This is a genomic window from Actinoplanes flavus, assembly GCF_017592555.1.
GTDB classification, from domain to species: Bacteria; Actinomycetota; Actinomycetes; order Mycobacteriales; family Micromonosporaceae; genus Actinoplanes; species Actinoplanes flavus.
On record NZ_JAGFNS010000028.1, the window covers coordinates 48,659 to 61,231 of the forward strand.

General features: G+C 72.6%; 10 protein-coding genes. 9 read left to right on the forward strand and 1 reads right to left on the reverse strand.

Features of this window, described 5'->3' with window-relative positions:
- Positions 1–25: 25 nt before the first annotated feature.
- The 5 genes from yidD (at position 26) to J5X75_RS33295 (ending at position 6,290) form a co-directional block, all read left to right on the forward strand.
- A complete protein-coding gene (gene yidD / locus J5X75_RS33275) occupies positions 26–379 on the forward strand; it encodes a membrane protein insertion efficiency factor YidD (protein WP_307798420.1) in 354 nt (117 codons plus the stop codon).
- Between the two features lie 47 nt (positions 380–426).
- Positions 427–1,605 (forward strand): transporter substrate-binding domain-containing protein, encoded by a 1,179-nt coding sequence (locus tag J5X75_RS33280; protein ID WP_238490408.1) that lies wholly within the window; start codon positions 427–429, stop codon positions 1,603–1,605.
- On the forward strand, positions 1,602–2,642 hold the full coding sequence (locus J5X75_RS33285; protein WP_208471590.1) for a hypothetical protein: 1,041 nt from the start codon (positions 1,602–1,604) through the stop codon (positions 2,640–2,642). The genes J5X75_RS33280 and J5X75_RS33285 overlap by 4 nt, the downstream gene beginning before the upstream one ends.
- Positions 2,643–2,723: 81 nt before the next feature.
- Positions 2,724–3,446, forward strand: coding sequence for a PP2C family protein-serine/threonine phosphatase (locus tag J5X75_RS33290; RefSeq protein ID WP_208471591.1), 723 nt, complete (start codon positions 2,724–2,726; stop codon positions 3,444–3,446).
- A 42-nt stretch (positions 3,447–3,488) separates the two neighbouring features.
- On the forward strand, positions 3,489–6,290 hold the full coding sequence (locus J5X75_RS33295) for a putative bifunctional diguanylate cyclase/phosphodiesterase (RefSeq protein ID WP_208471592.1): 2,802 nt from the start codon (positions 3,489–3,491) through the stop codon (positions 6,288–6,290).
- 256 nt (positions 6,291–6,546) lie between these two features.
- Here J5X75_RS33295 and J5X75_RS33300 read toward each other — a convergent pair whose 3' ends face one another.
- On the reverse strand, positions 6,547–9,210 hold the full coding sequence (locus J5X75_RS33300) for an ATP-dependent RNA helicase (RefSeq protein ID WP_208471664.1): 2,664 nt from the start codon (positions 9,208–9,210) through the stop codon (positions 6,547–6,549).
- Positions 9,211–9,469: 259 nt separating this feature from the next.
- Between J5X75_RS33300 and uraD the strand changes: the two genes are divergently transcribed.
- Genes uraD through J5X75_RS33320 form a run of 4 tightly spaced genes read left to right on the forward strand, consistent with a single transcriptional unit; the run spans position 9,470 to position 12,538 of the window.
- Positions 9,470–9,976 carry a 2-oxo-4-hydroxy-4-carboxy-5-ureidoimidazoline decarboxylase gene (gene uraD, locus J5X75_RS33305; protein WP_208471593.1) on the forward strand — a complete coding sequence of 169 codons (507 nt, stop codon included), beginning with the start codon at positions 9,470–9,472 and terminating at the stop codon, positions 9,974–9,976.
- Positions 9,966–10,325, forward strand: coding sequence for a hydroxyisourate hydrolase (gene uraH / locus J5X75_RS33310; protein ID WP_208471594.1), 360 nt, complete (start codon positions 9,966–9,968; stop codon positions 10,323–10,325). The genes uraD and uraH overlap by 11 nt, the downstream gene beginning before the upstream one ends.
- A gap of 3 nt (positions 10,326–10,328) precedes the next feature.
- A complete protein-coding gene (gene pucL / locus J5X75_RS33315; RefSeq protein WP_208471595.1) occupies positions 10,329–11,189 on the forward strand; it encodes a factor-independent urate hydroxylase in 861 nt (286 codons plus the stop codon).
- A complete protein-coding gene (locus J5X75_RS33320; RefSeq protein ID WP_208471596.1) occupies positions 11,186–12,538 on the forward strand; it encodes an 8-oxoguanine deaminase in 1,353 nt (450 codons plus the stop codon). Before pucL ends, J5X75_RS33320 begins: the two co-directional genes overlap by 4 nt.
- Positions 12,539–12,573 lie beyond the last annotated feature (35 nt).

The window sequence follows — 12,573 nt, forward strand, 5'->3', positions numbered from 1 at the left end:
TGCCCCGGTCCGTCATCATGTGCTCGTGAGCGTGCGGAAATCGCGGAAGAAGAAGTCCCACTGGTGGGACTCGTGCAACCCGGCCTGTGACTGTGACATCCCCGGCTGTGACTGCTTCTCGCTGAGCACCATGGTGCGGCTGTCCGCCGTCCTGATTCCGGCTTCCCGTTCCGAGCGCGTCGTGGTCGGCGCGATCCACGGCTACCGGAAGGTCTCGCCGAAGCTGCCCACCCGCTGCCGGTACACGCCCACGTGCAGCGCCTACGCGTTGCAGGCCATCGACCGGCACGGGCTGCGGGCCGGGCTGCGGCTCACCGCGGGCCGGCTCGCCCGGTGCCGTCCCGGTGTCCCGTTCGGTACCGGGGACCCCGTTCCCTGACCTCGTCGTGCACCATGACTCGTCAGGGAGCGCGAAGGGACGGGCCGATGGGGGACACCGACAGGCCGCCGGGCCAGCAGCCGGGCCAGCAGTGGCGGCTGCCACGGCAGTTGCAGATGGCGCCGGAGCTGGTCCGGCTGCTGCTGCGCACCCCGCCGCCCCCGGCGCCGGGGCAGCCGGAGCCGACCGCCGAGGAGATCGCCTCGCAGACGCTCGCCCAGCAGGAGGTGATCGAGGAGGTCATCACCGAGGTCGAGAGCGCGATCGTGGTCGACCGGGAGTACCGGCTGAAGGCGTGGCGGCTCGCTGGGCTGGGGCTGCTGATCGTGATCACCATCGCGGTGACGTTGGGGCGGCTGTTCGTGGGCGGGCCACCTACCGTGGCCGAGCTCAGGGAACAGGCCGGGGTCGACACGTGGCCCTCGCTCGCCATCGGAGTCAAAGACGACCAATTCGGTACGGCCTACTACGACCCCGTCGAGAAGCGGTGGTCCGGTTTCGACATCGACATCGCCTACATGATCGCGGAGGATCTCGGGTTCCGCCGGGAGGACGTGCAGTTCTACGGCATGGAGAGCGAGGATCGGGCTCGGATGCAGGCCGACGACCCGGTCGGCGGCGAGCGGGTGCCCGTGCACATGGTGATCGCCAGTTACAGCATCACCCAGACACGTGAGGACATGGCCGGGGTGACCTTCTCGCAGGGATACCTCGACACCGAGCAGTCCGTCCTGACCCTGAAGGGCCACTCGCCGGTCGCCGCGCTGAAAGATCTGGCGGGTAGGAAGGTCTGCAGCCTGTCCACCTCGACCAGCCAGTCCGCGCTCGAGGATTTCAAGGCCATCGTGATCCGGAAGAACCGGGTGCGGGAGTGCTTCGCGCTGCTGGACAGTCGTCAGGTGGAGGCGATCAGCACCGACGCCGCGATCCTCGCCGGATGGAAGCACAGATATCCCGAAAAATACGATCATTTCGATCTGGGCCTGGATGCTACCGAGCGCTGGGGCGTCAACGTCGGTGAGAACCTCGCCCTGAAAGAGCTCGTCGACCTCACCCTCTACCGGTCCTGGGCGGATCCCAAGGACAGCCGCTGGGAAGAGGCCTTCGACCGCAACTTCCAGGTCGAGGTGGCCGCGAACGGCGGCACCCCGATCGCCGCGGCCCATCAGCCTCGGGTCGAGCGGCCCGACGTGCGCTGGCTGCCGTGGGAGGACCCGCTCGGATGAGCGAGATCGAGATTCACACCGGCGCCGTCAGCAAGGAGCGGCCGCTGCCCCGGCAGAGCTACCGCGCCGAACTGAACTGGCTGCTCGCCATGCTGCCCGGCTTCCCGCTGCTGCTGCTCGTGCTGCGGTTGTGGTACCTCAGCCGGCAGGACCTGCCCACCATGCTGCTGCTCGTGCAGTACATCAACCCGCTCGGCATGATCGGGGCGCTGTTCATCACGCTGAGCTGGACCATCCCGGCCGCCATCCTGCTGGTCCGGGTGCTCGGCGGCATCCTGCTGGTCAGCGTTCCGGGGCGGACCGCCAACTCGTTCCTCGCCGTGACCGCGCTGCGGATGCCCGGCTGGGTGGTGGTCATCGCCGCCGGGATCGCCGCCTTCACCTGGCAACTGCGGATGCTGCCGCTGCTCATGATGCTGATCGTCGCCGTGCTCGGGCTCACCGCGGTACAGGGCGAGCCGGGGGAGCCGTGGCTGATGTGGTGGCTCACCCTCGGCGTACCGGTCCTCACCGGGATCCTGGTCTGGCTCTTCGTCTGGCCGGGAGTGGTCGCGGCGGTCCGTGCCGGGGAGTGGGCGACCGCGGTGCTCCTCGCCGTACCCCCGTTCTTCGGTCCTCTCCTGACCGGCCCGGTGCCGGAGCGATGGGCCCGGATCTCCACCCACTGGCCCGCCGTGGCGGCGGCCTTCGCCATGCCGTTCGTGGTCGGCGTCGTCTTCCTGCGCGCCCCGGTGCTGCCGGACAGCGCCGTCGAGGTGACCCCGGAGAAGGAGCCGGTCAAGGTCGTCCGCGGCCAGCTGATCGCGGTCGACGACACCTCCACCACCATGCTCCAGCCCACCGGCGAGGTGATCTTCATCCCGAACGGCGAGGTCCGCTCCAAGACCCTCTGCCCGCAGGCGGCGCAGCCGCCGGAGAGCGGCGTCACCGTCCGCGGATGGCCGGTCGAGGCATCGGCACTCCAGTGGATCGCGCCGACACGCACCGTCACCGAAATCGATCCGCGATGCCTCGGGCGCCCGCTTGAGCGGGGTTGAGTGTATTTTCAGCAACGACATGTGCGACATGCCGCCCACCACGTGCAGACAGGCTGGCGCCGACCTGGCAGGCTGCACGCCATGACCTTGCACCTCCGGTGGGCGGCCGTGACCGACCAAGGACACGTCCGGAGCAACAACGAGGACTGTCACTACGCCGGTGATCGGCTTCTCGTCGTCGCGGACGGCATGGGCGGCATGGCCGCCGGCGATCTGGCCAGCCGGATCGCCATCGAAGCCATGGTCTCGCTCGACACCCCGATCGACACCGAGCATCAGATGGACGCCCTGCACCGCGGGCTGGAGTTGGCCAACGGCCGGATCGCCGAACAGGTGGCCGCCGACCCCTCCCTCGCCGGCATGGGCACCACGCTGACGGCGGTCCTCTTCAACGGCGAGCGGGCCGCCATGGCCCACGTCGGCGACTCCCGGGCGTACCTGTTGCGCGACGGCCGCCTCAACCAGCTCACCAAGGACGACACGTACGTCCAGATGCTCGTCGACCAGGGCCTGATCAAGCCCGAGGAGGCGGCCGCCCATCCGCGGCGGGCCGTCGTCACCCGGGTTCTCCAGGGCGAGCCGGTGACCCCGGCCTACGTCATCGTCGAGCCGCAGGCGGGCGACCGCTGGCTCCTGTGCAGCGACGGGCTCACCGGTGTGGTGCCCGACCCGGTCCTCGAAGAGGAACTGCGCACTGTCCAGGATCCCAAGTCGTGCGCAGAGCGTCTCATCGATCTCGCGCTCCGTGGCGGTGGGCCGGACAATGTGACGGTGGTCGTCGCCGACGTGACAGCCGGGGACTGACCCGCTCCCCTGTCCGAAGGTGGCTCGTCGAAGGTGGCACTCGTGGCAGTCATCACCACGGCGCTGATCCTGGGCCTGGTCGCGTTCGGTGAACTCGTCCTCGGCGCCCCGCGCCACTTCACCGCCACGGCGCAGCTGACCGCCGGAGTCGTCGCGGCCGCGGTGTGTCTCGCCGTCGGCCGCGGCCGGACCGGCTTCCCGCGCCAGTGGCGGCTGTTCGCCGCGGCCGGACTGGTCGTCTGGACACTCACCCGGCTGTGGTGGACGCTCGGCGACCCGCCGCCGGCCGTGTACGGCCTCGGCTACCTGGTGCTGCCCGCCTGCATGCTGCTCGGCCTGCTCGGCGCCGTGCACACCCGGCCGCGGCCGGTGCCGATGTCACCGCTGCGCGACCAGATCGCCCTCGTCATCGACAGCGTGCTGATCACCGGCTCGGTGCTCGCCCTGGTCTGGTCGGTCATTCCCGGCGACCCGCTCGGCGACCTGACCGGCACGGCCCTGCTCGGCTACGTCATCGCCGACCTGATCCTGCTCACCATGGTGGTGCTGCTGCTCACCACCCGGCCCGACTCGCCCGCCGGGCGGCGGCCGCTGCGGCTCGTCGGTGTGGCGCTCGTCGCCTTCGGCACGGCCGACACGATCCGGCTCCTCGACGGCGGCAATCCCTGGCTCCTCGACGGCGGCATGGGCTGGCTTCTCGACGGCGGCATGAGCTGGCTGGAGAACGCCGGGTACCTGCTGGGGCCGGCGTTCATCGCGCTGGCCGCCCTCAGCCCCGGCCGTCCGGCGCCCGTCCGGCCGGCCGCCGAACCGCTCCAGCGGGATTGGTTCCGGCTGCTTCTCCCGTACGGGCCGGTGCTGGTGACCGGGCTGGTGCTGGTGGCGGGAACGGTGGCGGGCAGCGGGCTCACGCCGTTCGAGGCCTACCTCGGCTGGCTCGGGCTGGCCCTCGTGGTGACCCGGCAGATGATCACCATCGTGGACAACACCGTCCTGTTCGACCGGGTCGCGGAAAGCCAGCGGCGGTTGCACCATCAGGCCTACCACGACCCGCTCACCGGCCTGGCCAACCGCGCGCTGTTCCGGGAACGCCTGGTTCTCGCCATCGACGCCCACCACCAGCACGGGGCGCCGGTCGCCGTCCTCTTCGCCGACCTCGACGACTTCAAACTCATCAACGACACGTTCGGGCACGCCATGGGCGACCGGGTGCTGCACGCCATCGGCGAGCGGATGCGGGCCTGCGTGCGCTCGCAGGACCTGGTGGCCCGGCTGGGCGGCGACGAGTTCGCGGTCGTTCTCGACCAGGCGCCCCAGCCCGCGCCCGTGCCGCGACGCCGTCTCCGGTCCCGCTGGGGTGCGGCGGCGCGAGGCCGTCGCTACATCCTCTCCGCCGCGGGGGTACGGGTGACGAACGCTCCCGGACCCCCCGATCAGCCGCTCGGCCGTTCCGTGGACGGGCGGCCCGCGCGCGCCGCCGACCCCGTCCTGCCGCACGTCCCGTCGTCGCGCCGGCCCGCCTCCCACCAGCCCAACGGCGGTCCGCCGGCCGTTCCCGCATCCTCCGGCGCCCCGGGGCCCTCCGTTCCTTCCGCGTCCTCGGGGCCTTCCGCTTCTTCCGTGCCGTCGGGGCTTTCTGCTTCTTCCTCTCCTTCCGCGTCCTCGGGGCCTTCCGTTCCTTCCGCGCCGTCGGGGCCTTCCGTTCCTTCCGCGCCGTCGGGGCCTTCCGCTTCTTCCGTGCCGTCGGGGCCTTCCGTTCCTTCCTCTCCTTCCGCGCTCTCGGGACCCTCCGCTCCCTCCTCTCCTTCCGCGTCCTCGGGGGAGAATTGGGCCGCGGAGGCCGAGGCGATCGGGCAACGGCTGCTGGCCGCGCTGCGGGAGCCGTACGTCATCGACGGCCGCTCAGTCGGCGTCGGCGTCAGCATCGGCCTGGTCGCGGCGGAGCCGGGCGATCGGCTCTCGGCCGACCTGCTGCTGCGCCGCGCCGACGCCGCGATGTACGCGGTCAAGCGCCGCGGCAAGGGCGCCCTCATCCGCTACACCGGACGCCGCGACTCCGGCCCCAACGCCGACCTGCCCCAACTGCTGGCGGGCGCTCTCGCCGACGGCGGCAGCCCGGCCGAAGCCGGGTTCGAGGTCCACTACCAGCCGATCGTGCGGCTCGGCGACAGCGCGACCGTCGCGGTGGAGGCGCTCGCCCGCTGGACCGACCCGGTGGCCGGCCCGGTCCACCCCGACGTCTTCGTCACGATGGCCGAACGCACCGGCCTGGTCGCCGCCATCGACGACTTCGTCCTGGACCGGGCGTGCGCCGACGCCGCCGTCCTGGCCGAACGTTTCGGCCGCCCGATCGACCTGCACGTCAACGTCTCCGCCGGCCGGATCGGCCAGCAGGGCCTGGAGGACGCGGTGGCCGCCGCGCTGGCCCGGCACGGCGTGCCGGCCGCCCGCCTGGTCATCGAGATCACCGAGACGCTGCGCATCCCCGATCTGCCCCGTGCGGCCGCCGTCGTGGGCCGGCTCAGAGCCTTGGGCGTACGGGTGGCGTTGGACGATTTCGGCAGCGGCTTCAACGCCCTGGCCCAGCTACACGCCATCCCGGTCGACATCGTCAAACTCGACTCCACCCTGACCGACGTGTCCAGCACCTCGGATCGTTCCGGCGCACTGTGCCGGTCGGTGCTGTCCATCTGCGCCGAACTCGGCATCACCGTCGTGGCCGAGGGCCTGGAGACCGCCGAACGGTCCGCGGCCCTGGAGGAGCTGGGCTGCCCCCTTGGCCAGGGCTACCTGTTCGGGGCCCCCGCACCGCTCGCCCAGCTGGGTGCTTCGCCCACCGACTAGAGATCTTTCGCGGTCGCGGCTCCACTCCTTCGCGGTATGCGTGACCACCCACCCAGCGCGAGCGGCAGCACGTGCGGGGTGTCCAACCGATCTACGCCCGGCGGGCGCGGCACAGGCCGGAGTAGGCGGCAAGCTCGCGCCCACCGGACGGGACGGCCCTGACCAGGTGGGGAGGAGGACACTCGTACCGGAAAAGGCCAGATGCGAAACGCGGACCTCGACCAGGGAGGCACTTCAGGGGCGCGCCCGCATCGAGTCACCGGACGCGTGGGTTGGTGCGACGGGTGGGCTCCGCCGTGGTCGGATCCTCCGGCCATGGGTGACGTGGGTAGCGGCCACGCATCTCGGCCCGTACCTGCGGATAGCCCTGCACCCAGAACGAGCCGAGATCGCGGGTGACCGCCACCGGCCGCCCGGCCGGGGAGAGCAGGTGCAGCAGCACCGGAACCCGGCCGTCGGCCAGCCGTGGCGCCTCCCGCCAGCCGAACGCCTCCTGCACCTTCACCGCCAGCACCGGCGCCGCCGGATCCCGGTAGTCGACCCGCACCTGTGAGCCGCTCGGCACCGGCAGGCGTTCCGGGGCCACCTCGTCGAGCCGACCCGCCACCCGCCACGGCACGAGACGCCGCAGCCCGCCGGTGACGTCCAGCTTCGCCAGGTCGGCCCGGCGGCGGGCGGCGCCGAGATCCAGCCAGTCCTCCAGGTTCGCGAGCAGCGCCGCATCGGACACGTCCGGCCACGGATCGCCGAGCGCCGTGTGCGCGAAGGCCAACCGCTGCCGCAACTCTTCGGCGGTCCGGCTCCAGGTCAGCAACCCGAGCCCCGACTCCCGCAGCCCGGTGATGAGGGCCTCTCGGACGAGCGCCGGGTCGGGATCGCTCAGCCGCCCGGAGACCAGCGTGATCGCCCCCAGCCGCTGAACCCGCCGGGCCACCACGTCCCCGTCGATCCAGCCGATCTCGGTGGCGTCGGTGAGCAGCGGCGCGGCCACCTCCCGAGCGGTCTCCTCGTCGATCGGCGCGGCACCGCGGATCCGCGCCACCCGGGCCCCGGCCGGCCGATCGGCGCTCGCGATGGCGAGCCACGGTGTGCCGGCGAGCGAACTCCCGGCCGGTAGTTCGGCCGCAGTGCCGCCGGCCATGAGGTACGCCCGCCCGCCCGGCTCGCGAGCCCGCGCCACCCGCTCCGGAAACGCCAGCCCCACCACCAGCCCGGCCGCCAGGTCGTCCCCCACCGCCGGCCCGCCCGTGGTGGGCGCCTGGGTGGCCGTGTCGCGGTGGGACCGGGCGGCCCGTTGACCCGGGCTGAAGGCCTGGGCGGGCGTGTCGCGGTCGGATCGGGCGGCTTGCTTTCCCGGGGTTGGTGTGGCGATCTGCGCTGGTGTGTCGCTTGGGGCTGGCGTGTCCCTCGGGGATGAGGGCTCCGGGGGCGGTGGCTGGGTGGCTCGGTCGATGGCATGGGTCAGGCGGCGGACCTCGGCCCGCCATGTGGCGTCGTTCGTGGCACGGGAGCGCCGCCATGCGGCGACCACGTCGTCGGTGGCGGCTCGGTCGTCGTCGAGGACGGCGACCAGTTCGGCGGCGCGCCGGGCTCCGATCGTGGCGGCGCCGTCGAGGAGGGCGCGGGCCCAGCGTGGGTGGAGGCCGGCGCCGGCCAGGGCGCGGCCGCGTGCGGTGACCCGGCCGTCGGGGCCGAGGGCGCCCAGGTCGTGCAGCACGGCGGTGGCGGCGCGGAGGGCGCCACCCGGCGGCGGGTCGGGCAGGGCGAGGCCGCTGCCGTCGGGGTGTCCCCAGAGAGCCAGGTCCAGGGCGAAACCGGTGAGGTCGGCGGCCGCGATCTCCGGCTCGGGCTGGGCGGGCAGCCGGTCGTGCAGGGCCGGTGACCAGCACCGGTAGACGCGGCCCGGCGCCTCGCGGCCGGCTCGCCCGGCACGCTGGTCGGCGCTGGAGCGGGAGACCGGCACCGTGCTCAGCGCGCCGAGGCCCCGGGCGTGATCCATCCGGGGCACCCGGCTCAGACCGGCGTCGACCACCGCGCGCACCCCCGGAACGGTGAGGCTGCTCTCGGCGATCGCCGTGGCCAGCACCACCCGGCGCCGTGGGCCGGGGCGCAACGCCGCGTCCTGCGCCGAGCCGGACTGGCGGCCGTGCAGGGTGACCACGTCGGCGTCCAGATCGCGGAGGCGGCCGGCGACCGTCTCGATCTCCCGGGCCCCGGGCAGGAAGACCAGCACGTCGCCGTCGCCCTCGGACAGCGCCCGTCGCGTCGTCACCGCCACGTGGTCGAGCAGGCGTGGGTCGACGCGCAGGCCGTGCGGTGGCGTCACCGGGCCGGCCGGGGGAGCCCAGATCACCTCGACCGGATAGGCCTTGGCGTGCGCCGTGACCACCGGCGCCGGAGTGCCCGGCGCACCGATGACCGTGGCGAGGCGGTCGGCGTCCGCGGTGGCCGAGGTGGCGAGCAGGCGCAGGTCGGGGCGGAGCGCGGCGCGCACCTCGACCAGGAAGGCGAGCGCCAGGTCGGAGTCGAGATGCCGCTCGTGGCACTCGTCGAGAATCACCGTGCCGGTGCCGGCGAGCTCCGGGTCGGCCTGGAGACGCCGGACCAGAAGGCCGGTGGTGACGACCTCGACCACGGTCTCCCGGGACACCTGACGCTCGCCGCGCACCGCGTAACCCACCCGGCCGCCGGGGCGCTCACCGAGCAGTGACGCCATCCGGCGGGCGGCTGCCCGCGCGGCGACCCGCCGTGGCTCGGCCACGATGACGCGGCCGCCGGCGGCGAGCGCGAGCGGAACCAGCGTGGTCTTGCCGGTGCCGGGTGGCGCGACCAGGACCGCGGCGCCGGTGTCGGCGAGAGTGGCGGCGACCCGGGGCAGCACGGGGCGGACCGGAAGGTCGGGGAGAGCGTCGGCGGCGATGAGCACGGGCCCAGTCTGGCTCATCCCTGTGACACTTCCGCGGTTGTCCACAGGCCGCCCACCGCTTACCACAATTCCGGCGCTCACGGGCTTCGTCCACAGAAGCCGTCACGCCCACCGGCGTCGTCCACAGGCGAGATTTTCTTGCGTGTTTCGTGGCAGGGTGGCGGACGAACGAGCCCTGTTAATTCTTCGGTCCGCCGGTGCATACGGCGGGCCGTGCCTGGTTGACTGGCCAAGATCGACGAGGGGGTGGCCGATGGGTGTGGTCGATGTCTTCAACGCTCTGCCCGCGGAGCGTCTGGAGGAGGAGTTGCTCGCCTGCTGCGCGGCGCCCGCCTGGGGCAGCCGGATAGTCGCGGGCCGGCCCTATGCCGACCGGGCCGCGATCCTCGCCACCGCCGACGCCGCGTCCCGGGCGCTGAGCTGGTCCGATGTGCTGCGTGGGCTGTCCGCCCACCCACGCATCGGCGAGCGTGCGGCCGGGGAGTCCCAGGAGGCCGCCTGGTCCCGGGCGGAGCAGTCGGCCGCGGCGGTCAGTGCTGACGACGAGACCAGGGCCGCCCTCGTCCTGGCCAACAAGGAGTATGAGGCCCGGTTCGGGCACGTGTTCCTGATCTTCGCGAGTGGTCGCACGCAGGCCGAGATCCTCGCCGTGGCCCGGGAGCGCCTCGGCAACGACGACGCGGAGGAGCGGGCGATCGTGTCGGACGAGCTGCGCCGGATCGCGCGGCTGCGGCTGGAGCGGGTGCTCGATGCCCTCTGACGGCGTGACGGCCGAGTTCCACGCCCGGATCTCGACGCACATCCTGGACACGGTGACCGGCGAGCCGGCCCGGGACGTCTACGTCCGGCTGGAGCGCCGCGACGCCGCCGGCTGGGGCACCATCGCCGAGGGGCGCACCGACGACGACGGCCGCCTGCGCTACGAGGTGCCGATGCACGCCTGGCAGGCCGGCGGCTACCGCCTCTTCTTCTACGTGGAGCCCTACCTGGGCGGCGACTGCTTCTTCCCGGAGATCACCATCGCCTTCCACGTGCACGACCCGAATCGTCACTACCACGTGCCGTTGCTGCTGAGCCGGTACGGCTACACCACCTACCGAGGGAGCTGACCGTTGGCGATCGTTCTCGGACCGAACCGTTACGGCAAGGCGGAGACCCGTCTCGTCCGGGTGCACCGCGACGGGGAGACGCACGGCCTGGTCGACCTCAACGTCAGCGTCGCCCTCTCCGGCGACCTGACCGCCACCCACCTGACCGGGGACAACTCCGGTGTCCTGCCGACCGACACGATGAAGAACACGGTGTACGCGTTCGCCAGGAAGCACGGTGTCGGCGAACCCGAGGCGTTCGCCCTGCTCCTGGCGCGCCACTTCGTCGTCACCCAGCCACAGGTGCACGGGGCGAAGGTGTCGATCGAGTCGTTCACGTGGGACCGGCTCGGCCCGCACTCGTTCCGGCGGCGCGGCGACCACACCCGCACCACCGTGGTCACCGTGACCGAGCAGGCCACCCAGGTGGTCTCCGGCGTCACCGGCCTGGTGCTGCTGAACTCGACGGATTCCGAGTTCCACGGCTTCGTCGAGGACGAGTTCACCACCCTGCCACCGGCCACCGACCGGATCCTGGCGACCGCGGTGGACGCTCGCTGGCGGCACCGCGACGACGGCGCCGACTGGGCGAAATCGTACGAGGGCGCCCTGGACGCGCTGGTCGGCGCGTTCGTCGACACCTACAGCTATTCGCTGCAACAGACGCTGTATGCGATGGGCAGCCGGCTTCTGGAGGCCCGGCCCGAGGTGGCCGAGGTGCGGCTGGCGCTGCCGAACAAGCATCACTACCTCGCCGACCTGTCGCCGTTCGGGCTGGACAATCCGAACGAGGTGTTCATCGCCGGCGACCGGCCGTACGGGTTGATCGAGGGCAGCGTGACCCGCGACGACGCGCCGCCGGCGACCGCGGGATGGTGGCTGTGATCCTCATCGAGAACGCCGCGGTCGCCACCGTCGACCCACACGGGCGCGAGCACACCACCGGCTACGTGCTGGTCGGCGACGACGGCCGGATCGCGGCCGTCGGAGCGGGCCGGCCGACCGCCGTGCCGGCGGGCACCCGCCGTGTGGACGGTTCCGGTTGCCTGGTCACGCCCGGCCTGGTGAACACACATCACCACCTGTACCAGTGGGCGACCCGCGGCCTGGCGCTGGACGAGACGCTGTTCGGCTGGCTGACGACGCTCTACCCGATCTGGGGCCGGCTGGACGCCGAGATCGTCGGCGCGGCGGCCGGGGCGGGGCTCGGCTGGCTGGCGCTGTCCGGCTGCACCACGAGCATGGACCATCACTACGTCTTCCCGCGTGACGGCGGCGATGTGCTGGCCGCGGAGATCGAGGCGGCGCGGTCGATCGGGGTGCGGTTCCATCCGACCCGCGGCTCGATGGACCTGAGCCGCAAGGACGGCGGCCTCCCACCGGACCACGTCGTCGAGGACACCGACGAGGCGCTCGCCGCCACCGAGGCGGCCATCGACCGCTGGCACGACCCGTCGCCGGACTCGATGTTGCGGATCGCGGTGGCCCCCTGCTCGCCGTTCTCGGTGACGACCCGGCTCATGGAGGAGGCCGCGACGCTGGCCCGGCGCAAGGGGGTGCGCCTGCACACCCACCTGGCCGAGACCGACGACGAGGAGGAGTTCTGCCGGAAGCAGTTCGGCTGCACCCCGGTGGAGTACGCGGAACGCGTCGGCTGGCTCGGCGACGACGTCTGGCTGGCGCACGGCGTGCACCTGGACGACTCGGCGATCGCCAAGCTGGGCGCCACGGGAACCGGCGTGGCGCACTGCCCGAGTTCGAACGCACGGCTCGGCGCCGGCTCGGCCCGGGTTCGGGAGCTGATCGACCACGGCGTCCCGGTGGGCCTGGGTGTCGACGGGGCCGCCTCGCAGGAGGTCTCGCATCTGGGGGCCGAGTTGCGGCAGGCGCTCTACACGGCCCGGTCGCGCGGCGGTCCGAAGGCGATGGACGCACGGGAGGCGCTGCGGCTCGGCACCATCGGCGGCGCCCGGTGCCTCGGCCGGGCCGACGATCTCGGTTCGCTGGAGGTCGGCAAGCTCGCCGATCTGGTGATGTGGCGGCTCGACGGGCTGGGGCACGACGGCATCGACGACAAGGTCGCGGCGCTGGTCTTCGGCCCACCGGCGCGGGTCGACCTGGCGCTGGTCGGCGGCCGTCCGGTGGTCGAGCGCGGCGAGCTGGTCAACGCCGACGCCGACACTCTCACCGAGCGTGCCCGGCGGGCGCATCGGCGGCTCATGGACGCCGGATAGAGAAGTAAGCCACAGCGGCTGGGGGGTGGTAGACC

What these genes read in the sequence shown, in the direction of transcription:
- J5X75_RS33280 (WP_238490408.1), top strand. Translation starts at nt 427, where the DNA reads ATGGGGGACACCGACAGGCCGCCGGGCCAGCAGCCGGGCCAGCAGTGG.
- J5X75_RS33285 (WP_208471590.1), top strand. Translation starts at nt 1,602, where the DNA reads ATGAGCGAGATCGAGATTCACACCGGCGCCGTCAGCAAGGAGCGGCCG.
- J5X75_RS33290 (WP_208471591.1), top strand. Translation starts at nt 2,724, where the DNA reads ATGACCTTGCACCTCCGGTGGGCGGCCGTGACCGACCAAGGACACGTC.
- uraD (WP_208471593.1), top strand. Translation starts at nt 9,470, where the DNA reads ATGGGTGTGGTCGATGTCTTCAACGCTCTGCCCGCGGAGCGTCTGGAG.
- uraH (WP_208471594.1), top strand. Translation starts at nt 9,966, where the DNA reads ATGCCCTCTGACGGCGTGACGGCCGAGTTCCACGCCCGGATCTCGACG.